We start from the raw sequence: 24,198 nt of genomic DNA, 5'->3' as shown, positions 1-24,198 counted from the left end.
GTGATAAAAATAGGTGCGAATTAAAACTCTTGCACCGTTGGGCGAACTGTGATTTCGTTCACGGCAACGTTGTCTGGCTGTTCCACCGCATAAGCAATGGCTCGGGCAATGGAACTGGCGGGAATTTCGTGGGCAGCATAGAATTTTTGCACGCGTTCGCGAGATTCTGGATCGCTGCTGCTGAATTTTAGTTCGCTTTCAATCGCCCCTGGATACAGGGTGGTTACGCGGATATTATGTCCTGCCATTTCTGCACGCAACCCTTCGCTAATGGCTTTCACGGCAAATTTTGTGGCGCTATATACTGTGCCGCCGCCTGATGACACTTTCAAGCCAGCCACAGAAGAGAGGTTGATGATATGCCCTGAATTTTGTGCGAGCATTGTTGGCAGCACCGCCGCAATGCCGTATAGAACGCCTTTGATATTCACATCAATCATTCGATCCCATTCGTCCACTTTTAATGCACTCATCACCGCGCCCGGCATAATGCCTGCGTTGTTGATTAACACATCAATGCGACCAAATTGTTGTAACGCGGCTTGTGCCAATTTTTCTACGTCTTCACGTTTTGATACGTCCATTTGCACCACAACGGCTTCGCCACCTTGCTGTTGAATTTGCTCAGCAAGGGCTTGCAAACGCTCTAAGCGTCTTGCGCCTAACACCACTTTAGCTCCTAATGATGCTAAATGGCGCGCGGTTTCTTCACCTAATCCACTTGACACCCCTGTGATTAATACCACTTTGCCTTGAATATTATTGCTCATTGTTGTTCCTTATTTCATTGATTTTATTAGATAAAAAAGAGCGGTGAAAATTTTCTCAATTTTTACACCGCTCTTAGGGGTCTGTTGACCATTCATTGTACATTTGAGTTATCGTTTAAAATTAGCGCAATCGCGGCGCTGTTCGAAACCAAGAGTGGTTCTCTTGGTGAGAACGGCAACAAAGAGTGCGCTAATTTTAAACTTAACCCGTAGGGCTGGGGCTATTTTTCGCGATTACTGCGTTGAACGCGGTTCGTTTAGAATAACTAAACTTCACCGCGTTCGCCTTGTTCTCACAAAAAATAGCTACCAGCTCAAATATACAATGAATGATCAACAGACCCCAAAATTATTTCACTGCTTTCAATAATTCATCCGCAGCTAAAATCCCTAAGTTGTTTGATGCTAATGGGCTATCACCAGTAAGCAATTTGCGATCTTTGTGAACTTGACCTGTGATGCCTTCGTTCATAATTTTCACGCCTAATTTAGCAAGGTTTTCACCCACTAACCATTGTAATTTACCTGGCATATAGCCGATTGCTTGGTTAGCGCCTTCATCTAATGAATCAGGGAATACGCAAAGTTCATAGCCTTTGAATGGGAAATCTTCCGCTTTTTCGCCTACGCCAGCCGCTAATAAAGACGCTGGGCCGTGACATAAAGTGATCACATGTTTATCTTTATTTAATGCCCAATCTAACACTTTTTTCACGTCTTTGCTGTGTGGCACGCCTGCTAATACGCCGTGGCCGCCTGGGATAAATACGGCGATATAAGGTGAATCTTCCGCTAGGACTTCAGGTAAAATATCTTCTAATTTTTTCGGATTCACTAATTTTGGCAAGTATTGGTTATATAAATCCATTACTGCTTTGTCTTCTTCTGGCATTGCCCAAATTTCTAATTTAACTGGGTTACCTGATAAGGTTGCCACATCAATTTCAAAGCCAGCGTGGTGCATATGCAACATAGGTAATAACATTTCAACGGGGTGGTTACCTGTTGAGAATAATTTACCGTTTTGCATTTCGATATAACGCTCATCTGTGCCGATCATTAATACTTTGTGTTTACCACCAGTATAAGGTTTATCGAATTTGAAACCATCAAAGTCTGTTTTTTTGCTGGTATATTGTGTTAAAGAATATTCCGATGGGAAGAACGCATTGTGTTCAGCGCGATCCGCCACGGGGTTTTTACTTAAATCTGTCATTTTACTCTCCAAAAGTTTTTATCTTATAAAGTTCACTATGAAAAACCGTTTTAGCGTTTTTTCTGGCGTGCATTCTAGCCCTAGATAATTAAGTTGAAAAGGGATAAAATCGGAATAGACTATTCGCAAAAAAGGAATAATATGAATAAACTTGATGCACTTCGTTATTTTAGTGTGGCGAGTGAAACTCTAAATTTTCGCGAAACTGCACAACGCCTTGCGGTGTCGCCGCAGGTGGTCCCCCGAATGATTGCCGAGCTAGAGAATCTGCTGGGTGAACGCTTATTTCAACGCAATACACGTAGCATTAAACTCACGGAATTTGGCGAACAATTTCTGCCCCAAGCACAACAATTATTGGTCGATAGCGAACGGCTTTTTTCTTCACAAAAAATTAATGATAAAGCGATGCAAGGCATTGTGCGAATTACCCTGCCGCCGATGCCTTATAACGATCAACTTTTGTATGAATTATTGACCGCACTTGAACCCTATCCTGATTTGGTCATCGATTGGCGCGTGTCTTTAGATAAGCTGAAAACCATTGATGATCAAATTGATATTGGGCTGCGTGTCTGTCTTGAGCCTGAGCAAGATTGGATTGCACACCACATCTTCACCTTGCAAGAAAAAATTGTTGCCGCACCGAAATTATTGCAACGCTTAGGCACGCCTGAAAGCCTGCAAGATCTGGCGTTAAACTACCCGCTCAGTGGTTTGATTAACCCAAAACTAAAACGCATTTGGCACTGGCAAATTAATACTCAACAGCATTTTATTCCAACTCACCCGAAATTTTTGGCTTCCGATATGTATAGCGAATTGCAATCCGCTTTGGCGGGGCGAACTTGCTCGCAGCTGATTGATATTTTATGCCAGCCTTATATCGATCAAGGCCAATTGATAGAACTGTTTCCAGAGGTGGAAAAACAAAAATGGCAGCTTTATTTATATCGCCCTTATCAAACAATGGTGAGCGAACGAGTGTGCTTTGTTTATGATTTATTAAAAGAAATTTTACACCGCACTTTCCACTCAACAGCATAAGATCAATGCAGCTGCATCATTTGTGATGGATTGACTTGCAGCACACCGTTGAGTTGGGCAAGCTGCTTTTCTCGTGTTGAAAGATCTAAATGTTCAGGAATATGCACCGCAATGGCATTAAAGTTTTGGTATTCATACAGCAATTCAGCACCTAATTTTTGGCTGGCTGCGATAAGCTGCGGTGCAGTGGTTAAAGTGCGGTCGTAAAAAATGATAAAATCGCGCGTGGCACTTGAGGCTTGTTCCACTTGTAGTTAAGAAATTTGAGCTGTGGCGATGTTTTGAGCATAAACCAGATTAACACAGCCAAGCAATAACCCTGCTAAGAACAATGAACGGATTTGCATTATTTAATCGCCATCATCGACCCAAAATTAAAGCATTGAAACCACAATTCAATGTGAGAAAATCCCACAGATTTTAACCGCACTTTGTGCGTTTCAATATCATCAGTACGCATCACATTTTCAAGTGCGGTGCGTTTTTGGCTCACTTCTAATTCGCTGTAACCATTGGCGCGCTTAAATTCGTGGTGTAAATCAATCAATAATTCATCGATTTTTTCATCATTAAAACGGAATTTTTCCGACAGCACCAACACGCCATTGGGATTTAGCCCTTGATAAATTTTTTCTAACAGCGCGCTGCGATCTTGCGGTGGCAAAAACTGCAAGGTGAAATTCAAAATCACCATCGAGGCATTGTTGATTTCAATGTTGCGAATATCATCACACAAAATCTCTACGGGAATCTCGCTGTGATATGCCTGAACGTGCTGGCGACAGCGTTCCACCATTGGCAATGAATTATCCACGCCAATAATCTTCACATTCGGCTGATGAATGTTGCGTCTGGCCGCAAGGGTTGCCGCCCCACGAGAGCAGCCTAAATCATACACATTAGAATTTGGCGTCACAAAACGGCTCGCCAACATTCCAATTGCAGTGATGATATTAGAATAGCCCGGCACAGAACGCTGGATCATATCAGGGAACACTTCCGCCACATTTTCATCAAAAGTAAAATCGCCCAAATTCTTAATCGGGGCGGAAAAAATGGTATCTTTACTCATTATTTATCCTAAATTTGTCATCAAAGAGCGGTGAAAATTCACAAAATTTTTACCGCTCTTTATTTTGTCAGCATTTTAGAGCAAGACCGCGGTTCTCACAAATGGAAATGTATCAATCTTAATTTGTAATGACATTGTATATGCAATATAATACAGTCAATTTAACCAATGAGAGATTGATTATGACGACAATGACAAACAATAATGCCGTGGTGAATTTTCGTTTACCACAACATTTAAAAACAGAAGCATTTGAAGTGATTGCCCAATATGGCCTTACCCCTTCACAAGTGTTTAATATGTTTTTAACTGAAATTGCTACCACCAAAGCGATTCCTTTGAGTTTGAATTATTTACAACCTAATGCAAAAACTTTAGCGGCAATGAATGAAATTGAAAGTGGAACGGCTGAACGTTTCTCTCTTGATGACAAAACTGATCTTGCCACCTTATTGCAACAAATAGCAGAAGAGAAAAAATAAAATTGAACAACAATGCCTAAAATTAGTTCGGTTAAATACACATTCAGAAGTTTTTGCATAACTTCTCAATTAACAATTCTATCCCCCCAAGATTTCCGCTATAATCTTGCGGTTATCACTTTTTTAAGATTTCAATAAGGAAAATATTATGATGCGAACTCATTATTGCGGGGCGTTAAACCGCAGCAACATTGGACAAGAAGTTACTCTGAGCGGTTGGGTCAATAAGCGCCGTGATTTAGGTGGCTTGATTTTTATCGATTTGCGTGATCGCGAAGGCATTGTACAAGTCTGCTTTGACCCGAAATATCAAGAAGCACTCACCGCTGCAGCGGGCTTGCGTAATGAGTTTTGCGTGCAAATTAAAGGCGAAGTCATTGCGCGCCCTGAAAACCAAATTAATAAAAATATGGCAACAGGCGAAGTGGAAGTGTTGGCGAAATCCCTTTCTGTTTACAATGCGTCTGATGTGTTGCCGTTGGATTTCAATCAAAATAATACCGAAGAGCAACGCTTAAAATATCGTTATTTAGATTTACGCCGCCCTGAAATGGCGCAACGTTTAAAAACTCGTGCAAAAATAACCAGTTTTGTGCGCCGTTTTATGGACGATCACGGTTTCTTAGATATTGAAACCCCAATGCTCACCAAAGCCACCCCTGAAGGCGCACGCGACTATTTAGTGCCAAGCCGTGTGCATAAAGGCAAATTCTATGCTTTACCACAATCGCCACAATTATTTAAGCAGTTGCTGATGATGTCTGGCTTTGATCGTTATTATCAAATTGTAAAATGTTTCCGTGATGAAGATTTACGCGCTGATCGCCAGCCTGAATTTACCCAAATCGATGTGGAAACCTCTTTCTTAACCGCACCAGAAGTGCGTGAAATTATGGAACAAATGATCCACGGATTATGGTTAGCAATTTTAGGCGTGGATCTGGGTAAATTCCCAATGATGACTTGGGCAGAAGCAATGCAGCGTTTTGGTTCAGACAAACCTGATTTGCGTAACCCATTAGAAATGGTGGACGTGGCTGATTTAGTGAAAGAGGTGGATTTCAAAGTATTCAGCGGCCCTGCCAATGATCCAAATGGCCGTGTAACCGTAATCCGCGTGCCAAATGGCGCAAGTATTACCCGTAAACAAATTGACGAATACACCCAATTTGTTGGCATTTATGGCGCAAAAGGCTTAGCTTGGTTGAAAGTTAATGAGCTTGAAAAAGGCTTAGAGGGCGTGCAAAGTCCAATTGCGAAATTCTTATCAGAAGACGTGTTAAATGCGTTATTAAACCGTGTACAAGCACAAAATGGCGACATCCTTTTCTTCGGCGCAGACAAATGGAACGTTACCACTGACGCAATGGGCGCATTACGCTTGAAATTAGGCCGTGATTTAGGCTTAACTCGCTTGGAAGAATGGAAACCACTTTGGGTGGTAGATTTCCCTATGTTTGAACGTGATGAAGAAGGCAACCTTGCCGCAATGCACCACCCGTTCACCTCACCAAAAGATTTCAGCCCTGCACAGCTTGAGCAAGATCCAACAGCAGCGGTAGCCAATGCTTATGATATGGTGATTAACGGCTATGAAGTGGGCGGTGGCTCTGTGCGTATTTTCGATCCTGTAATGCAGCAAACCGTTTTCCGCATTCTTGGCATTAACGAAGCAGAACAACAAGAAAAATTCGGCTTCTTACTTGATGCTTTAAAATACGGCACACCACCACACGCAGGTTTAGCCTTTGGTTTAGACCGTTTAGTGATGCTTTTAACTGGCACAGACAACATTCGTGATGTTATCGCCTTCCCGAAAACCACCGCCGCCGCGTGCTTAATGACCGAAGCCCCAAGCTATGCGAACCCGCAGGCATTGGCGGAGTTGGGGGTTGCGGTTGTGGCTAAGGAAAATAAAACGGAATAGTTTTTCTGGGCAATTGTAGGGGTGTATTGCATACGCCCTAAAGAGCGATTATTCCTAAAGGGATATAGTAATAGTTAGAATTAAATTAGCTAAAAGGATAAATTATGAATGATGAGGTAAAAGCAAGACCTTTCTCTGTTACTTTTATTAGTTGGTTGACTATTATTGGTGGATTTGTTGGATTAATATATTTTATGTATTTACTCATGTCTGCCCCTGAAATCATGAATATGATGATTGGTAGTGTTATCGTTTTGGGTGGGATAGCAATATCATTGATTTATGCTTCTATCACAATGTTAGAAGGTAAAAGCTGGGGGCGGTATTTGTATGTAGCAATTAGTGTGCTTTCTGCGGTAATCATATTTTTAATGAATGGTATTGAAGATAGACAAACTATAATCAGTATCATGAGAACAGCAATTTTTGCTTTTCTCTTATATCGTCCAAATGTCAATGCTTATTTTAAAAATAACGCGAGATGACCTATAAAAACCCCCAAAGCGTTCTCGTTATTATCTACGCCAAAAACACAAATCGCGTATTGATGCTACAACGCAAAGACGATCCTGACTTTTGGCAGTCGGTAACAGGTTCAATGGAAAATGGCGAAACCGCAAGAGAAACAGCAATCCGCGAGCTTTGGGAAGAAGTGCGGTTAAAAATTTCGCAAAATTCCACCGCACTTTTTGATTGCAACGAAAGCGTAGAATTTGAAATTTTTCCCCATTTCCGCTATAAATACGCACCGAATATCACCCACGCACGAGAACATTGGTTTTTATGCGCTGTGGAACAGGAATTTGAACCGCAATTAAGCGAGCATTTGGCCTTTAAATGGGTTTCCCCACAACAGGCTGTGCAAATGACAAAATCGCCGAATAATGCCGCAGCGATTGAGAAATATTTGGTAAATAAGGGCTGATTGATTATTTGGCTGGAATAAATTCTGCCAAATCTCCCCTAACCCCTCTTTGCTAAAGAGGGGGAGGGGGAGATTTGATAGTAGCAATAACTACGCACTAAATGATATGACGCCTATTGCGGTGAATATAAGCCGCCAACGGCGAAACCCAATTTATAAAAACAAACAAATTTAATTAAACTCAAGATCAAAAAGATCACAAAAAACAAAAGGAAACAAAATGGCAGGACATAGTAAGTGGGCGAATATTAAACACCGTAAAGCCGCCCAAGATGCTCAGCGTGGTAAAATCTTTACTAAATTAATCCGTGAATTGGTTACCGCCGCCAAACTTGGGGGCGGTGATGTAAGCGCTAACCCGCGTTTGCGTGCAGCGGTGGATAAAGCCCTTTCTAATAATATGACGCGTGATACCATCAACCGTGCCATCGATCGCGGTGTGGGCGGTGGCGATGACACCAATATGGAAACCAAAGTTTATGAAGGCTATGGCCCTGGTGGCACAGCGGTGATGGTAGAATGTTTAAGTGATAACGCAAATCGCACCATTTCACAGGTTCGTCCAAGCTTCACTAAATGCGGTGGAAACTTAGGGACAGAGGGTTCTGTTGGCTATTTGTTCAGTAAAAAAGGTTTGATTTTAATTGCGCAAGCTGATGAAGATGCACTTACAGAAGCGGCGATTGAAGCGGGCGCAGATGATATTCAACCACAAGAAGACGGCAGTTTTGAAATCTACACCGCGTGGGAAGATTTAAGTGCAGTGCGTGAAGCCATTGAAGCTGCAGGCTTCAAAATTCAAGAAGCCGAAGTAACAATGATCCCATCAACTACGGTAAATCTTGATGCGGAAACTGCACCAAAATTATTACGCTTAATTGATATGCTAGAAGATTGTGATGATGTGCAAAATGTGTATCACAACGGCGAAATCAGTGATGAAGTTGCCGCATTACTTTAATGCGTAATGGAAGAAGGTGCGGAAGCACCTTTTTTGTTTACTGTATTTGAACCTTTTCAAACAGGAAATCAAATGGCAATTATTTTGGGGATTGACCCCGGTTCTCGCTTAACGGGCTACGGTGTAATCCGTCAAGTGGGGTTAAAGTTGGACTATTTAGGCAGCGGGGTGATTCGCACTCAGGCAGAAGATATGCCAACCCGTTTAAAGCGTATTTACGCGGGCGTGAGCGAAATTATCACCCAATTTCAGCCCACAATGTTTGCCATTGAAGAAGTATTTTTGGCCAAAAATGCCAATTCTGCCTTAAAACTTGGACAAGCCCGTGGCGTGGCGATTGTTGCTGCGGTGAACCACGATTTACCGGTGTTTGAATATGCCGCGCGCTTAGTCAAGCAAACGGTGGTTGGCACAGGGGCGGCCGATAAAACCCAAGTGCAAGAAATGGTAACACGCATTCTTAATCTTTCCGCGAAACCGCAAGCCGATGCTGCCGATGCCTTAGCCATTGCCATCACGCATTCCCATTCCTTTGCGCATTTATCGCAAATTAATCAAAATGTGCAAAAAACAGCGGGAAAAAACACCGCACTTTTGCGTCCAAGATATAGCCGTGGGCGCTTCCGTTTATAATGGCTAAGCGTGAAAATTTATCGTTTAAAACTGGATATTTATCCAGTTTTATTTTATCCTATGGCAAATCGTTTTAAGGGGAAATTATGATAGGCCGTTTAACAGGATTATTAGTCGAAAAGCAACCACCAGAAATTTTGCTTGATGTGCAAGGCGTGGGCTATGAGCTTTTATTGCCAATGACCAGCTTTTATAACTTGCCAGAAATAGGGCAACAAACTACCCTTTTCACCCATTTGGTCGTGCGGGAAGATGCGCATTTGTTGTTCGGATTTTCCCACAAACAAGACCGCACTTTATTTCGTGAGCTAATCAAAACCAACGGTGTAGGCCCAAAACTGGCGCTTGCCATTTTATCTGCAATGTCGGTCAATGAATTTGCTTATGCCATAGAACGTGAAGAATTATCTAAATTAGTCAAAATCCCCGGCGTGGGGAAAAAAACAGCAGAACGCTTACTAGTTGAATTAAAAGGGAAATTTAAGGATTTACAACAAGGCGATTTCTTTATTGAAAGCACGCATTTGCCTGCGGCAGAAAAATCACCAAATAAAGAAAATGTTCAAATTGATGATGCAGTCGCGGCATTAATCGCGTTAGGTTACAAAGCAAGTGAAGCGGAAAAAATGGTGAAGAAAGTTGCCGATCCTGCACTTAACAGCGAACAATTAATCCGCGAAGCCCTGAAAGCGGCATTATAAATTAAGGCAGAATAATGATTGAAGTAGATAGAATTGTCAGCGCAACGGAAAAATTCGATGAAGAAGTCATTGATCGTGCCATTCGCCCTAAATTACTCACCGATTATGTAGGGCAACCACAGGTCTGTGAGCAAATGGAAATCTTTATCCAAGCCGCCAAACTGCGCCAAGATGCGCTCGATCACCTATTAATTTTCGGCCCACCAGGGTTAGGGAAAACCACCCTTGCCAATATTGTGGCGAATGAAATGGGAGTAAATATCCGCACCACTTCAGGGCCAGTGCTTGAAAAAGCAGGCGATTTAGCGGCAATGCTGACCAATCTTGAACCGCACGATGTGCTATTTATTGACGAAATTCACCGCCTTTCCCCAGCCATTGAAGAAGTGCTGTATCCCGCAATGGAAGATTATCAGCTCGATATTATGATTGGTGAAGGTCCAGCGGCACGCTCAATTAAACTGGATTTGCCCCCTTTTACCTTAATTGGCGCAACCACCAAAGCTGGCTCGCTCACTTCCCCTTTGCGTGATCGCTTTGGCATTGTACAACGCTTAGAATTTTATTCCGTGGAAGATCTCGCGTCTATTGTGGCACGCAGTGCGCAATGTTTAAATTTAGCCATTGAACAAGATGCGGCGCAAGAAATTGCCTGCCGTTCCCGTGGTACACCGCGTATTGCCAACCGTTTATTGCGCCGTGTGCGAGATTACGCCGATGTTAAAAATGCCGGGCAAATTTCTGCACAAATTGCTAAGTCTGCTCTTTCTATGTTAGACGTTGATCCCGCAGGTTTCGACTTTATGGATCGCAAATTATTAAGCGCCATTATTGAACGTTTTGACGGCGGCCCTGTGGGCTTAGACAATCTTGCCGCCGCCATTGGTGAAGAACGCGAAACCATTGAAGATGTACTTGAGCCTTATTTAATCCAACAAGGCTTTTTACAACGCACCCCAAGAGGCCGTATCGCCACATTGCGAACCTATCGTCATTTTGGTATCAATAAACTGACTGATGAATAATAAAAATTCCTGATAAAAAATAGCAATACACGTTGTATTGCTATTTCTCTCTTTATTTGCAATTCACCTACTGGCGATAATGTTCCAAAAAGCGTGCTAATCGGGTTAGCGCATCTTCAATTTGATTCACATAAGGCAAGGTAACAATGCGGAAGTGATCAGGGGAATGCCAGTTAAAACCGCGTCCGTGTACTAATAACACTTTCTCTTGACGTAATAAATCCAGCACCATTTTTTCATCATCATAAATATTGAATTTTTTCACATCAATTTTCGGGAACATATAAAGCGCGCCCATTGGCTTAACACAGCTTACCCCAGGGATTTGGTTAATCAGTTCATAGGCTTTGTTGCGCTGTTCTAATAAGCGTCCGCCTGGCAAAATAAATTCATTAATGCTTTGATAACCACCTAATGCGGTTTGAATGGCGTGTTGCATTGGGTGGTTGGCGCATAAACGCATTGAAGCCAGCATATCCAAGCCTTCAATATAGCCTTTTGCCTGATGTTTCGGGCCGTTCAAAATCATCCAGCCTTGACGGAAACCTGCCACACGATAAGATTTTGACAAACCATTAAACGTGATAGTTAATAAATCCGGTGCAAGGGCAGCGATATGATGATGAACTGCATCGTCATACAAAATTTTGTCATAAATTTCATCGGCAAAAATAATCAAATTATGCTCACGAGCAATATCTACAATGCCTTGCAATAAATCTTTACTATACACCGCGCCCGTTGGGTTATTCGGGTTGATAATCACAATAGCTTTGGTGCGAGAAGTGATTTTACTTTTAATATCCTCTAAATCAGGAAACCAATCTGCCTGTTCATCGCATAAATAATGCACTGCTTTTCCACCAGCAAGGGTAGCCGCCGCAGTCCATAATGGATAATCTGGCATTGGAATTAACACTTCATCATCATTATTCAGCAAGGCTTGCATTGACATCATTATCAGCTCAGACACGCCATTACCGATATACACATCATTCACATTTGCGCCGTGAATACCTTTTGACTGGTAATATTGTACAATGGCTTTACGCGCAGAATACAACCCTTTGGAATCGCAATAACCCTGTGCTGCGGGCAGATTACGCAAAATATCCACCAAAATTTCATCTGGCGCTTCAAAACCAAAAGGTGCGGGATTGCCGATATTTAATTTTAAGATTTTATGCCCGTCTTCTTCCAAACGTAGTGCTTCTTTATGCACTGGCCCACGAATATCGTAACAAACGTGTTCTAACTTGCTCGATTTAGGAAATTTTGTCATTGTCATTATCCTTTTGGTTTCAATATAAAAATAATGCTGCGTGTTATTATAGTTAGCAAAAAATTGCCGATAAAAATCGGCTTATTTCTCACCGCACTTTACGCTTATTTTGCCAAGATGAAAAGATTTTGTAAAAAATTCTTATAAAGTGCGGTAGAATTAGCTCTTATTTTTAACTTATTTTATTGGCAAAAACAACGCTTTTTAAATGGATAATTTGCAATCAATTAAACAACAGCTAATCGATCAGATTTCCCCTTCGCTTCCCGAGCAACAAGGGATCGCCTGCGTGCAGCTAGAAATAGAAAGCGATCTTAATTTATTAAGCTGGCTGAAAGGGCAACAAATCTATCCGCAGTTTTATTTAAATTTCCGCGATTGTTCTCAACACATTGCGGTGATTGGGCAACTACGCTGTTTTTCTGATTTAAATCAAGCTCAGCATTTTATTCAAAAAAGTGACTATCCTTTAGTTGGTGGCGTAGAGTTTTATGGGCAAAGCCAATTCTTTCTCCCTCGACTTTATTTAGAAAAAAAACAAAATAAGTTGAAAATTCAATTATTTATTGATGTAACTAACAATTTTCAATATGAACATCAAGCCTGTTTAGAGGCATTAAAAACCTTTGAAAAAAGCACCGCACTTAACCCTATTCAGCAATCCATCCATTTTGTCAAAAAACAAGCGGAACAAGCACAATGGTGCAATTGGGTGGAAAAAGCCTTAGACCAAATTCAACAAGGCATTGTGAACAAAATTGTGCTTGCAAATGCAACCCAGTTTGCCGCCGAAGATCGCCTCAATGCCTATGATTTTCTCGCCGAAAGTGAACGCTATAATTTTGGTTGCTACCATTTTCTTTTGGCCGAAAATGCACGGGAGATTTTTATTGGCTCAAGCCCTGAGCGCTTATATCAACGACAAGGCAATCAACTGCATACCGAAGCGCTAGCAGGCACCGCTTTAGTCAGCGAAAGTGAAAAAGAAACCATACAACAATCGCAATGGCTATTACAAGATGAAAAAAACATTTATGAAAATCAATTAGTTGTTGATGATATTACACATCATCTTACCCCTTATAGCCAACATATTGAAGTATCGCAATTAGGGCTAAAAACCTTACGCCAAGTGCAACATTTAAGACGGCAAATTGTCGCACAAATTTACCCTGAATATGGCGATAACATTTTCTTAAATGCCATTCACCCCACCGCTGCAGTGGCAGGCTTAGGACGGAACGAGGCACTTGCTTTTTTGCGCCAAACTGAAACCTTTGATCGCCGTTGGTATGCAGGCACATTAGGCATTATGCAAAAAAAATGGGCAGAATTTTGTGTTGCAATTCGCTCTGCCTTTATTGAACAACAACAAATTCGTGTTTTTGCTGGTGCGGGGATTGTTGAAGGCTCTATTCCCTTGTTAGAATGGCAAGAAATTGAGCGTAAAGCCTTTGGATTAATTTCATTATTACAAGAATAAAAATAAACGGAGAACCCTATGTCAGTGAGTGTATTTAATCGTTGTTGGTCAAAAGTGATCTTGGAAACCCTTATTCGCCAAGGAGTTAGCCATTTTTGCATTGCGCCCGGTTCACGCTCTACCCCACTGACATTAGAGGCGGCACGCCTTGAACAAGGGGGAAAAGCCAAATGCCACACGCATTTTGATGAACGCGGTTTAGGTTTTCTTGCTCTTGGATTAGCCAAAGCAAGTCAGAAACCTGTTGCAATTATCGTTACCTCTGGCACAGCAGTGGCCAACCTGTATCCCGCGGTGATTGAAGCTCGCCAAAGTGGGGTAAACCTGATCGTTTTAAGTGCCGATCGCCCACCTGAATTATTAGAGTGTGGTGCAAATCAAGCGATTTTACAGCACAATATTTTTGCCGATTATCCTATGGCAACGGTGGACTTACCGCGCCCTAGCCAAGATTACACACCAAATTGGTTGATTTCGATTGTGGAACAGGCTTGTTATCGCCAAAGTCAGCACGCTGGTGTGGTGCATATTAATGTGCCATTTGCGGAGCCATTGTATGAAGCCAATGCAGATCAGATTGATCAACATTCTTGGCTTGCGCCGATTCAGCGTTGGTTAAGCCAAAATAAGCCGTGGCATAATCATCAGGCGCCACAACGAGAAGTGGTAATGCACGAACATTGGGATCATTGGCGCACCAAACGTGGGATCATCTTGGTCGGCAAACTGCCACCAGAGCAATCGATGGGCATTCGCACTTGGGCTGAAACCCAAGGTTGGATTATGCTCACCGATATTCAATCGGGCGTTGAGCCAACCCTGCCTTATGCTGATATTTGGCTGGCAAATCAAACTGTTAAACAAAAATTGCTGGAAGCAGATATTGTGTTGCAATTTGGTTCGCATTTTATCAGCAAGCGCATTAATCAATTTATGGCGGCGTTTAAAGGGGAATATTGGATCGTTGAGCCGTCAGATAATTCAGTTGATCCAAACCATCACGCTCACACCCGTTTTAATGGCAAAATTCACCATTGGTTACGCGCTCACCCACCGTTGCGCCAAAAACCTTGGCTACTTGAGCCAATCGCCCTTGCCAAGTTCTGCGCAAGCTTTGTGGAACAGCAAGTGGGGGGCAATTTGAATGAAGCCTCTTTAGCCCATCATTTAGAGCGTTTATTGCCAAACAATGGTCTGCTCTTTTTAGGCAACAGCCTATTTGTGCGCTTGGTTGACGCACTCACTAAGCTGCCTGAAGGCTACCCTGTTTACACCAACCGTGGCGCAAGTGGCATTGACGGCTTGCTCGCCACCACTGCAGGGTTAAGTTTAGGCTCAAATCAGCCTGTGGTTGCGATGTTAGGGGATACTTCTGCCCTATACGATCTCAATTCCTTAGCGTTGCTTAAAAAGGTGAACCAGCCAACCATTATTTTTGTTATCAACAATAACGGTGGGGCAATTTTTGATATGCTGCCTGTGGATGCGGAAATGAAAGATAAATTCTATCGTATGCCACATAATTTGGAATTTTCTCACGCAGCATCAATGTTTGATCTCAAATATGCGCGCCCTTACACTTGGGCCGATTTAAGCTCGGTACTGAAACAGGCTTATTTCCGCCGTGAAGCCACCTTGATTGAAATTAAGGTGAACAACAGTGATGGCAGCAATATTTATAAACGCCTGATTGAACAAATTAGCCACGCGGTCATTGGCGCATAACTTCTCAATAACGAAATGGCAACGCAACGTCCGCATCTGGTTTTTCTGCACGGGTTACTTGGCACAAAAGCCGATTGGCAAAAAATCATCGAAAAACTACCGCACTTTCCTTGCGTTGCCCTTGATCTTCCTTTTCACGGCGAAAATAAACAGCTTGCCGCCAAGGATTTTGCTCAAAGTGCTGAAATCTTAAGTGCGCAAATTCAAAGTGCGGTGCAAAATCAGCCTTATTTTTTAATCGGTTATTCCCTCGGCGGACGGCTTGCCCTTTACTATGCCTTGCAAGCAGAAGTGGAAAAAGCCGATTTGCAAGGGCTGATTTTAGAAGGTACGAATTTAGGGCTAACCTGCGAGCAAGAACGCCAACAGCGCTGGCAAAATGATTGTGATTGGGCGGAACGCTTTGCCACTCAGCCTGCGCATCAAGTGTTAGAAGATTGGTATCAACAACGCGTGTTTGCTCACTTAACTGCCGAGCAACACCACGCCTTAATTCAACTTCGCCAAGCTAATTGTGGTGAAAATATCGCCCAAATGCTGAAAGCCACTTCCCTTGCCAAACAACCTGATTTTCGCCCACAAGTGCGGTCAAATTCCTTGCCAATTTTTTATCTTTGCGGTGAAAACGATAGCAAATTCCGCCAAATGGCGGTGGAAAACCAGCTGAACCTACATTTAATCCCAAATGCAGGGCATAATGCTCATCAAGAAAATCCGCAAGGTTTTGTCCAAGCCTTAAAGCAAATTTTAACGGCATAAAAAAACCGTCTGATTAGACGGTTTTCTTCACTTAATTTTATAAGCTTAAATAAGCATTACATTTTCTCAACAGTCTTAATCCCCAACAGATCCAAACCTTGTTTTAAGGTTTTCTCTGTGAGTAATGCCAATTTCAAACGGCTGAGTTTAATGCTTTCATCTTCATTGTTAAGAATTGGGCAATGTTCGTAGAAACTTGAGAACACGCCAGCCAATTCATAAAGATAAGCGCAAAGAATATGTGGTGAGCCTTCTTTTGCCACTTGTTGGATTGCTTCTTCAAACTGGAGCAATTTAATGGCTAAAGCACGCTCTTTTTCATCGACTACTTTGATTGGCGCATCTGCAAGCTGTGCAGGGCTAATGCCAGCTTTGTTGAAAATGGAACGGATACGCGTGTAAGCATATTGCATATAAGGCGCAGTGTTGCCTTCAAAGCTGAGCATATTATCCCAATCAAACACATAATCCGTGGTACGATTTTTGGATAAATCCGCATATTTCACTGAACCAATCCCCACCGCTTCCACCACGGCAGCTTTTTCTTCTGGAGAAAGTGCGGTGCTTTTTTCGCTAATTAATTTGTCCGCGCGCTCGATGGCTTCATCAAGAAGATCCGCTAATTTTACTGTGCCACCACTGCGTGTTTTGAACGGTTTACCGTCTTTACCAAGCATCATTCCAAAGTTTTTATGCTCTAATTGGAAACTCTCTGGCACATAACCTGCTTTGCGGGTAATCAACCACGCTTGTTGCATATGTTGGCTTTGACGAGTATCCGAGAACACTAATACGCGATCGGCTTTTAAGGTTTCATAACGATATTTGGCGGCGGCGATGTCTGTGGTGGTATATAAAAATCCACCATCTTTTTTCTGCACAATCACGCCCATTGGATCGCCATCTTTATTTTTAAATTCATCAAGATAAACCACCAATGCACCATCATCTTCCACGGCCAATCCTTGCGCTTTTAAATCTTCCACAATGGCAGGGAGCATCGGGTTATACAGGCTTTCGCCCATCACATCTTTTTCTGTGAGGGTAACGTTTAGGCGATCGTAATTGCGTTGATTTTGTTGCATTGTAATATCAACCAATTTTTTCCACATTGCGCGGCAGTATTCATCGCCACTTTGCAATTTCACCACATAACCACGAGCTTTTTCAGCAAAGGCTTCATCGTTGTCGTAATGTTCTTTCGCCGCACGGTAAAAGGCTTCTAAATCGCTTAATTCCATTTCACTAGCATGTTCATTTTCCATTTTTTCTAAATAGGCGATAAGCATACCGAATTGCGTTCCCCAGTCGCCAACGTGGTTCGCACGGATCACTTTGTGCCCTAAAAACTCAAGGGTACGCACCACGGCATCACCAATAATGGTTGAACGCAAATGCCCAACGTGCATTTCTTTTGCTACGTTAGGTGAAGAATAATCCGCCACGATGGTTTCTTTTTTATCCGTGTGAATGCCAAGGTGATCGTCTTTTAATGCAGTTTGCACGTTATCCGCAAGCCAAGTTGGTGAAAGAAAAATATTAATAAAGCCAGGGCCGGCAATTTCAATTTTGTCGGCAATCGGGCTAAGATCAAGATGTTCTAGCACTTTTTGCGCAAATTCACGGGGATTTAAACCCAATTTTTTCGCCGCTGCCATAATGCCGTTAGCTTGATAATCACCAAATTGTGGTTTGTTAGATTGGCGTACTAGGGCTTCGCATTGCTCGTCAGCACCTGCTTGGATCATCGCGTGCTTAATTTTGTCAGATAAAATGGATTGAATATTCACGGTTTATCCTTAATTTTTAATTGTGAAAATAAAATAATCCGCTATGATACCTTCTTTCTGAATTAAGACAAAGACAAAGCAAGAAAAAATGACAAGAGCGGTGCAAAATTTTTCATTTTTTGACAACCCTTTCTTTTCCTACGATGAGTTTGCCAAATTTGAGCAGCATATTTTACAACTGGCGGAAAAAATGGCGTTGCCGTTGCAAGATTATGTGATTGATCATCTTGCGGTGCGTGTGAACAGCGATCAATCCGCGCAACGCTGGCTCAGAGAGTTATTAAAGTGCGGTAAGATTTTGAGTGATAATTTAGTCAATGGGCGAAAAATTTATCTTATTCAATTAGATAGCCCATTAAATTTTGCCAATCAACAAGTGGATATGGTGGAATTGCCATTTCCGAAAAATAAACACTATCCACAAGAAGGTTGGGAGCATATTGAAGCGGTTATGCCTTTTTTGCCTGATGAAACGGTGGAACAATGGATTGCGCGTATTAATTTGCTTTTTTTATGGAACCAATCAGACATTTTAAAAGTCAAAGTGAGTACGCCAAAGGTGGAAGGTGAGATATTACCAAATCCTTCTATCGCGGTAAGTTTTATGGACAATCAAGAAAATAAAACTTGCATTAAGCTACACCCCTATCATATAAAATCTATTATTACGGAATAATAGATAGGGAAATCAATAAATTAGACAACGTAAGTTAAAGGTATTTATTATGAAAAAAATGAGTCTAGCATTAGCGATTTTAATGAGCTTAGGTTTAGCAGGTTGTGCAAACCAAGACATTTACAGCGGTGATGTTTATTCTGGTGGTCAAGCAAAAGAAGCGCGCGCCATTAGCTATGGTACGATCGTTTCTGTGCGTCCAGTAAAAATTCAAGCGAAAAATGAAGGCGTAATCGGTACTGTTGGTGGCGGTGTACTTGGTGGTATCGCAGGTTCAGGTATCGGTGGCGGCACAGGTCAAGCCATTGCAACTGCGGTGGGCGCAATCGCTGGTGCGGTAATTGGTAGCAAAGTAGAAGAAAAAGCGAGCCAAGTTGATGCACAAGAATTGGTAATCAAACAAAATGACGGTAAACAAATCGTTGTTGTACAAAAATACGATGCGAAATTTGTTCCTGGTGCAAAAGTACAGCTTGTTGGCAATGCAAACAGCTTAAATGTTTCTGTAATCTAATCACAATTTAGATAAAAGAGATTAAAATCAAATAAGGGCTGAATAATCATTCAGCCCTTTATTTTTACATTGATTTTGCTAAACCAAGCTGTGCAAAATAGCTTTTAGTTTCTTCAAGCACCACCTTGCGCAGACCAATTAAGGCGACAAGATTTGGGAATGCCATTAATCCGTTGACAATATCTGCCAAGATCCAAATGGTTTCAAGGTGAATAAACGCGCCACAGCCCACGAGTACAATAAAGATAAAACGGTAGAATTTTACCCCTTTCACCCCTGCTAAATAAACAAAACAGCGCTCGCCATAATAACACCAGCCTAAAATCGTGGTGAATGCGAAGAATAATAAGCCAAGGGTAACAATCGTACCGCCCGCTGCTGTACCAAGCCCTTTAGAAAACGCAAGATTAGTTACCGCAGCCCCTGCTTCTGGCGCTTGCCACGCTCCGGTTAGCACGATCACAAGGCCTGTCATCGTACAAACGATAAGCGTATCTAAAAACGTTCCCGTCATTGAAATCAAGCCTTGGCGTGCAGGCTCTTTGGTTTGCGCCGCAGCCGCTGCAATAGGTGCGCTACCTAAACCTGATTCATTAGAGAAAATACCACGCGCCACACCCGATTGAATGGCTTTCATTACGGTATAACCTAATGCACCACCAAGTGCCGATTGCGGATTAAATGCGCTTTCAATAATCAAACTCACTGCTGCTGGCACTTGTTGCCAATTCAACACAATAATAATGATTGACGTTGCCACATAAAGCACGGCCATAAAAGGCACAACAATGGCTGCAACAGAAGAAATGCGTTTAATACCGCCTAAAATAATCGCCGCAACTAAAAGCGTGATAATGGGTGCCATAATTTCCACAGGAATATGAAAACTGTCCTGCATTGCGTGGGTGATAGCCTGCACTTGTGGGAATGTCCCGATGCCGAAAAATGCCACCAAAATCCCACAAATGGCAAACATTTTTGCTAGCCATTTGATGCCTAACCCACGTTCAATGTAGTACATCGGGCCGCCAGCAATAAATCCGCGTTTATCAATAATGCGATATTTCACCGCCAATAAACATTCTGCATATTTGGTCGCCATACCAAATAATGCCACTAACCACATCCAGAAAATTGCCCCCGGGCCACCAGCTTGTACGGCGGTTGCCACCCCAACAATATTTCCTGTTCCAATGGTAGCTGCCAAAGCGGTGCTTAATGCGGCGAAAGCAGACACATCGCCCTTGCCATTTTGTGCGCCTTTTTCTTTTCTAAATAAATAAGTTAAGGCTCTTGGCAATTGAAAAATTTGAATAAAACCTAAACGAAAGGTGAAATAAAGCCCCACGCCAGATAATAAAATTAACAGTGGCGGGCCCCAAATAAATGAATTAACTGATGATAATAATTCAGTGATTGACATTGAATGTTCCTCGTAAAAAATCTCGGTTTACAAGGAGGCGAAAAGAGTTTGGCGAATAGAAAAAAGACAACGCGAAGCCTCGCGTTATATCACCTGAAATAATCTCTTGCCCCTGTCCTTTTGCCTGAGCGTTTGAAAAACGATGAAAATTTCACCGCTCTTTTGCGCCTTCGGCGTCCATTTTGCAAATGCAATGGATCTCTCCAAGGGTTCGTCCAGTAACAGTCCTCGCTAACTTAATAGCACCTGAAAGATTTTACCTCGTCGGTGCAGGGTTAATTCCCTACTCTCCAGCTACCTTCATCCGAACATACTTTTGTAAAAAAGTGCGGTGGATTTTAGCAAGATAATTTTAATTTCTCAATCCTTTTGCAAAAATCGGCGGAATGTCTAAGAAAATGGACAAGAAAATAGATAGGCAACAGACAGACGATTGCCGCAACAGCGTTTTAATCGCCCTCCATTGCTAGACAAAATTTGTGCTTTTCAATCAATTAGTTAAAGGGATTAATGCACTTCACGCTGCCATTTTTTAGCAATATAGCTACAACTTGGCACTAAATTTAATTGATGTTCTCGCACGAATTGCACTAGGGCCTGATAAAGTTTATCTGCCACACCTTGCCCGCGTAAACTTTCTGAAACATAAGTGTGATTGGCATTAATGCTATGCGCATCAATAAAATAATAAGTGAGTTTTGCCACTTTTTGCCCTTGTTCATCAAGGATAAAAAACTCACCATTTTGTTGATGTTGAATGTTCATTAATTTCCTTTATTTGCTTTCTTAAATAACTTTCTTTACCTAGCCACGCCAATCTTCACCAAAATTCTCATTGGTAGCAAAATCCGCTGTATCACTGGCAATGGCTTTTTCTTCATTTGCCCATTCGCCTAAATCAATCAGCTGGCAACGCTTGCTACAAAAAGGACGATATTGGCTCTGTGGTGTCCAAGGCACGGTTTTTTGACAGTGGGGACAAGGTACGGTAAAAACGTCTTCACTCATTTGCTTTCTCTTTTTCCTTTGCAAGTTGTAAATATTGGTGGTGCAATTCTAACACTTTTTGCTGCAAATAAGGCAGATTTTGGCTTAATTCTGGTTCGTTATCCACCACATCATCAGCGACTGATAAGCGTTTTTCTCGGCTGACTTGCGATGCCATAATATTTTTAATCAAGGCAATGTTATTTTGATCCCGCTTCGCAGCACGCAACAGTTGGGTTTCTGGTAGCACATCAACCACTAACACGCGATCACAAAATGCTGTCAGATCATTTTCGATCAACAACGGTACAACCCACAACACATAAGGCGCTTGGCTTTGCGCAAGCTGATGTAACATTTCACGCCGAATGGCAGGGTGAAGCAAATTATTTAACCACACTTTTTCTTGAGGGAGTTCAAACACAATTTGACGCAAGGCTTGGCGATTTAACTCGCCTGAATCTAGCAAAATAGTTTCGCCAAAATGCGCTGCAATTTCCACTAACAACGGCGTTCCTTTCGCCACCACTTCTCTTGCCACAATATCCGCATCAATAATTTCCGCCCCTAACTCGGCAAATAAATCCACAATGGTGCTTTTTCCACTGCCAATGCCGCCTGTTACGCCAACGATATAACTCATTTTTTCCTACCTTTATTTATTTTGCTAGAAATCATACGCTGTCTTTTTTAGCGAAGCAATAATAGGCTCAGGGCAGAAAGGCTTAAAAACGGCGCAAAGGGAATTTGTTGCACAGTTTGTTGTCCATCACGCCTGCACAATTTTTGTATGCCACAAAAAACAATGGCATAACAACAAGCAAGAAAAACAAAGTGCGGTAATTTTTGCCAGAAAATGCCTGCACCAAGTGCAAACGCCAGCCAGCAATCCCCTTCACCTAACATTGTTTTGTGATAAATCATTTGGCTTATGTAGTAAACACTATAAAAAATTAACAAAATTCCCACCGCACTTGCTAAAGCCTGCTCCAACGAAAACGAAATAATGTGCCAATGTACGCCAAGCAGCGTCCATAAGAAAAGCCAAACGCATAATAGCGGTGAAATCAATCGATAAAGCCAATCAATAATGCTGATTAAAATCACCAAGCTTAGCCAAGTCGCCCACCATAATGCGACATAAGGATCCGCATTAAGCTTGCCGCACAAGACAAACAATCCTGCAAAGGCAAAAATATAACACAAAAAACTACCGCACTTTTTATTCTGCCAAGAGGAATGTGGCATTGGCTTTTCTCTTTGTTGTGGCTGGAAAAGTTCACAATAATCTTGCCATACGGTCTGCGTTAGCCGTTGAGTAAAAGTGGCAATATACAAAAAGATCAGTAACCCCACAAAGCCACCCAATAAAAATGTCGCAAGCGTAATCATTGGATTATCGATCCCATATTGAAAATGGGTAAATACATTCCTAGCAGAACTGCGCCGATTAAACCGCCAATAATCACCATTAGCAAAGGTTCAAGCAGTTGAGAAAGTAGATCCACTTGATGATTAAGATCCTGCTGATATTTATCAGCAATATGTTGTAGCATCTGTGCTACCTGCCCACTTTCTTCACCTATTTTTAGCATTTGTTGTGCTATCATTGGAAAGAAATCACTGGCTACGCTATCGGAAAATTTATAACCTTGATTGAGCCAATATAACGCCGTTTCCACCGCTTGATTTAGCACGGGATCAGCCACATAGCTTTTTTCCACTTGCCAGCTTTGCTGTTTCGGTAAAAAAGATTGCAATGCCATATTTAACGGCACGCCTGAACGCAGCATTAATGCAAGGGCTTGGCTGAAGCGAATTAGTCGGGCTAATTGAGTAATCTTGCCCAAAATTGGCATTTTATTGATACATTGATTTTTCCACTTTATTAGCTTTGCCGAACGCTTTAGACGAAAGCGAATAAACAGCAAAACCAGTATAAACAAAAAAGCAAGCTGCCAAAAATGTTGTTGCAATCCTTCGGAAAGATGTAATAAAAATTTGGTAAATGCGGGTAAGCTAGCATTATTATTGCCGTACATTTCAGCAAATTGCGGCACGATAAAAATCAGCAACAACAAGGTCAAAAGCACGGAAATGCCTAGCACCAACATGGGATAAAGCAAGATTTTTTGGATTTTTCGTTGCAGAATTAACGACTGCTGACGATATTGTGCAATTTGCTCACACACTTGCGCAAGCTTGCCTGTCATTTCGCCCACTTGAATTAGCTGTTGTTCCTGCTGTGAAAAATATTTCCCTTGTTTTTCAATTCCTTGTGAAAAGCTTAAACCGCTTTCAAGATCTTCTATCAATCGCCCAAGCCAGAGATTTAAGGAAATCACTGTGCAATTCTGCAGCAATAATTGCAAACTTTGCTTAATTGGCACAGCGGATTTCAGCAGTAACGCCAGTTGGTTAATCAGTTCATACAATTCATTCGCTTTCGGTTTACGCGGAAATTGCCAGTTGCGTTGCAGCTTGATATTTTGCAACTGTCGCTGAAACAAGGCTTGCCGCGCCATTTCAATATTCTCTGCTACGATCATACCTTGTTGTTTTTGTTGCAAAAAATTCGTAGCTTGCCAATTAAACAGTTTCATTTTGTGATTGTTCATTATGTTATGAATGGGCTAAATACAGATAGCGCCTAGCTTAACCAAGAAAAAAGAGCGAAAAAAATACCGCACTTTATTTTTTCGATTTAGATCGCAAAATTTATTTTTACTTATCGCGAGCCTGCTAAGCCTTGTTGGATAATGCTTTGTTAAAAATATGTTGAAATATGATCGAAATGTTT

26 protein-coding genes and 1 riboswitch are annotated in these 24,198 nt (G+C 41.9%); of the genes, 14 read left to right on the top strand and 12 right to left on the bottom strand.

The window, feature by feature from the left end; genetic code table 11:
- Positions 1-20 precede the first annotated feature (20 nt).
- Both DYC50_RS05220 and hchA read right to left on the bottom strand, forming a co-directional pair.
- Positions 21-770 (bottom strand): SDR family oxidoreductase, encoded by a 750-nt coding sequence (locus DYC50_RS05220; RefSeq protein ID WP_115249285.1) that lies wholly within the window; start codon positions 768-770, stop codon positions 21-23.
- Between the two features lie 349 nt (positions 771-1,119).
- Positions 1,120-1,986: a glyoxalase III HchA gene (gene hchA, locus DYC50_RS05215; protein ID WP_103854065.1), complete on the bottom strand. Its 867-nt coding sequence runs from the start codon at positions 1,984-1,986 to the stop codon at positions 1,120-1,122.
- Between the two features lie 141 nt (positions 1,987-2,127).
- Between hchA and DYC50_RS05210 the strand changes: the two genes are divergently transcribed.
- On the top strand, positions 2,128-3,033 hold the full coding sequence (locus tag DYC50_RS05210; RefSeq protein WP_115249284.1) for a LysR family transcriptional regulator: 906 nt from the start codon (positions 2,128-2,130) through the stop codon (positions 3,031-3,033).
- A 2-nt stretch (positions 3,034-3,035) separates the two neighbouring features.
- Here the strand turns inward: DYC50_RS05210 and DYC50_RS05205 are convergent, their stop codons facing one another.
- Both DYC50_RS05205 and cmoA read right to left on the bottom strand, forming a co-directional pair.
- Complete coding sequence (locus tag DYC50_RS05205) at positions 3,036-3,281, bottom strand: hypothetical protein (protein WP_115249283.1); 246 nt, start codon at positions 3,279-3,281, stop codon at positions 3,036-3,038.
- A 98-nt stretch (positions 3,282-3,379) separates the two neighbouring features.
- Positions 3,380-4,105: a carboxy-S-adenosyl-L-methionine synthase CmoA gene (gene cmoA / locus DYC50_RS05200; protein WP_115249282.1), complete on the bottom strand. Its 726-nt coding sequence runs from the start codon at positions 4,103-4,105 to the stop codon at positions 3,380-3,382.
- A gap of 191 nt (positions 4,106-4,296) precedes the next feature.
- Here cmoA and DYC50_RS05195 point away from each other — a divergent pair, with 191 nt between their 5' ends.
- The 8 genes from DYC50_RS05195 to ruvB all read left to right on the top strand — a co-directional run bounded on the left by DYC50_RS05195 (position 4,297) and on the right by ruvB (position 10,759).
- Entirely contained in the window at positions 4,297-4,587 is a 291-nt protein-coding gene (locus DYC50_RS05195; RefSeq protein WP_035686016.1) for a type II toxin-antitoxin system RelB/DinJ family antitoxin, read from the top strand.
- 148 nt (positions 4,588-4,735) lie between these two features.
- Entirely contained in the window at positions 4,736-6,514 is a 1,779-nt protein-coding gene (gene aspS, locus DYC50_RS05185; protein WP_115249281.1) for an aspartate--tRNA ligase, read from the top strand.
- A gap of 104 nt (positions 6,515-6,618) precedes the next feature.
- Complete coding sequence (locus tag DYC50_RS05180) at positions 6,619-6,999, top strand: hypothetical protein (RefSeq protein ID WP_115249280.1); 381 nt, start codon at positions 6,619-6,621, stop codon at positions 6,997-6,999.
- A complete protein-coding gene (nudB, locus tag DYC50_RS05175; protein WP_115249279.1) occupies positions 6,996-7,439 on the top strand; it encodes a dihydroneopterin triphosphate diphosphatase in 444 nt (147 codons plus the stop codon). Before DYC50_RS05180 ends, nudB begins: the two co-directional genes overlap by 4 nt.
- A gap of 220 nt (positions 7,440-7,659) precedes the next feature.
- Positions 7,660-8,400, top strand: a complete 741-nt coding sequence (locus DYC50_RS05170) for a YebC/PmpR family DNA-binding transcriptional regulator (RefSeq protein ID WP_115249278.1) — start codon at positions 7,660-7,662, stop codon at positions 8,398-8,400.
- 72 nt (positions 8,401-8,472) lie between these two features.
- Positions 8,473-9,033 carry a crossover junction endodeoxyribonuclease RuvC gene (gene ruvC, locus DYC50_RS05165; protein WP_110479495.1) on the top strand — a complete coding sequence of 187 codons (561 nt, stop codon included), beginning with the start codon at positions 8,473-8,475 and terminating at the stop codon, positions 9,031-9,033.
- Positions 9,034-9,119: 86 nt separating this feature from the next.
- A complete protein-coding gene (gene ruvA, locus DYC50_RS05160; protein WP_115249277.1) occupies positions 9,120-9,734 on the top strand; it encodes a Holliday junction branch migration protein RuvA in 615 nt (204 codons plus the stop codon).
- A gap of 14 nt (positions 9,735-9,748) precedes the next feature.
- On the top strand, positions 9,749-10,759 hold the full coding sequence (gene ruvB, locus DYC50_RS05155) for a Holliday junction branch migration DNA helicase RuvB (RefSeq protein WP_115249276.1): 1,011 nt from the start codon (positions 9,749-9,751) through the stop codon (positions 10,757-10,759).
- 67 nt (positions 10,760-10,826) lie between these two features.
- Here ruvB and DYC50_RS05150 read toward each other — a convergent pair whose 3' ends face one another.
- Positions 10,827-12,041, bottom strand: a complete 1,215-nt coding sequence (locus DYC50_RS05150) for a pyridoxal phosphate-dependent aminotransferase (RefSeq protein ID WP_115249275.1) — start codon at positions 12,039-12,041, stop codon at positions 10,827-10,829.
- Positions 12,042-12,249: 208 nt separating this feature from the next.
- On the opposite strand from DYC50_RS05150, the gene DYC50_RS05145 reads away from it, so the two are divergent.
- Genes DYC50_RS05145 through menH form a run of 3 tightly spaced genes read left to right on the top strand, consistent with a single transcriptional unit; the run spans position 12,250 to position 16,008 of the window.
- Entirely contained in the window at positions 12,250-13,524 is a 1,275-nt protein-coding gene (locus DYC50_RS05145) for an isochorismate synthase (RefSeq protein WP_115249274.1), read from the top strand.
- Positions 13,525-13,542: 18 nt separating this feature from the next.
- Positions 13,543-15,249, top strand: coding sequence for a 2-succinyl-5-enolpyruvyl-6-hydroxy-3-cyclohexene-1-carboxylic-acid synthase (gene menD, locus DYC50_RS05140; protein WP_115249273.1), 1,707 nt, complete (start codon positions 13,543-13,545; stop codon positions 15,247-15,249).
- 15 nt (positions 15,250-15,264) lie between these two features.
- The gene (gene menH, locus DYC50_RS05135; protein ID WP_115249272.1) at positions 15,265-16,008 is read left to right on the top strand and encodes a 2-succinyl-6-hydroxy-2,4-cyclohexadiene-1-carboxylate synthase; all 744 of its coding nucleotides are present in this window, start codon (positions 15,265-15,267) and stop codon (positions 16,006-16,008) included.
- A gap of 56 nt (positions 16,009-16,064) precedes the next feature.
- Here the strand turns inward: menH and argS are convergent, their stop codons facing one another.
- Positions 16,065-17,798, bottom strand: coding sequence for an arginine--tRNA ligase (gene argS / locus DYC50_RS05130; protein ID WP_115249271.1), 1,734 nt, complete (start codon positions 17,796-17,798; stop codon positions 16,065-16,067).
- Between the two features lie 88 nt (positions 17,799-17,886).
- Between argS and DYC50_RS05125 the strand changes: the two genes are divergently transcribed.
- Both DYC50_RS05125 and DYC50_RS05120 read left to right on the top strand, forming a co-directional pair.
- Positions 17,887-18,474 (top strand): VOC family protein, encoded by a 588-nt coding sequence (locus DYC50_RS05125; RefSeq protein WP_115249270.1) that lies wholly within the window; start codon positions 17,887-17,889, stop codon positions 18,472-18,474.
- 49 nt (positions 18,475-18,523) lie between these two features.
- On the top strand, positions 18,524-18,988 hold the full coding sequence (locus DYC50_RS05120; RefSeq protein ID WP_115249269.1) for an outer membrane lipoprotein: 465 nt from the start codon (positions 18,524-18,526) through the stop codon (positions 18,986-18,988).
- A 64-nt stretch (positions 18,989-19,052) separates the two neighbouring features.
- Here the strand turns inward: DYC50_RS05120 and DYC50_RS05115 are convergent, their stop codons facing one another.
- The 6 genes from DYC50_RS05115 to DYC50_RS05090 all read right to left on the bottom strand — a co-directional run bounded on the left by DYC50_RS05115 (position 19,053) and on the right by DYC50_RS05090 (position 24,001).
- On the bottom strand, positions 19,053-20,411 hold the full coding sequence (locus DYC50_RS05115; protein WP_115249268.1) for an alanine/glycine:cation symporter family protein: 1,359 nt from the start codon (positions 20,409-20,411) through the stop codon (positions 19,053-19,055).
- Between the two features lie 102 nt (positions 20,412-20,513).
- Positions 20,514-20,628, bottom strand: a riboswitch (glycine riboswitch).
- A 290-nt stretch (positions 20,629-20,918) separates the two neighbouring features.
- On the bottom strand, positions 20,919-21,176 hold the full coding sequence (locus DYC50_RS05110; RefSeq protein ID WP_115249267.1) for a GNAT family N-acetyltransferase: 258 nt from the start codon (positions 21,174-21,176) through the stop codon (positions 20,919-20,921).
- Between the two features lie 39 nt (positions 21,177-21,215).
- Positions 21,216-21,419, bottom strand: coding sequence for a DNA gyrase inhibitor YacG (gene yacG, locus DYC50_RS05105; protein WP_115249266.1), 204 nt, complete (start codon positions 21,417-21,419; stop codon positions 21,216-21,218).
- Entirely contained in the window at positions 21,412-22,041 is a 630-nt protein-coding gene (gene coaE / locus DYC50_RS05100) for a dephospho-CoA kinase (protein ID WP_115249265.1), read from the bottom strand. Before coaE ends, yacG begins: the two co-directional genes overlap by 8 nt.
- A 47-nt stretch (positions 22,042-22,088) precedes the next feature.
- The gene (locus tag DYC50_RS05095) at positions 22,089-22,790 is read right to left on the bottom strand and encodes a prepilin peptidase (RefSeq protein WP_115249264.1); all 702 of its coding nucleotides are present in this window, start codon (positions 22,788-22,790) and stop codon (positions 22,089-22,091) included.
- On the bottom strand, positions 22,787-24,001 hold the full coding sequence (locus tag DYC50_RS05090) for a type II secretion system F family protein (RefSeq protein WP_115250165.1): 1,215 nt from the start codon (positions 23,999-24,001) through the stop codon (positions 22,787-22,789). The genes DYC50_RS05095 and DYC50_RS05090 overlap by 4 nt, the downstream gene beginning before the upstream one ends.
- Positions 24,002-24,198: the final 197 nt, after the last annotated feature.

Source organism: Avibacterium avium (genome assembly GCF_900454535.1).
Lineage (GTDB): Bacteria > Pseudomonadota > Gammaproteobacteria > Enterobacterales > Pasteurellaceae > Avibacterium > Avibacterium avium.
The sequence above is the reverse complement of the archived record's forward strand: the minus strand, read 5'-3'. Positions and strand labels throughout refer to the sequence as shown.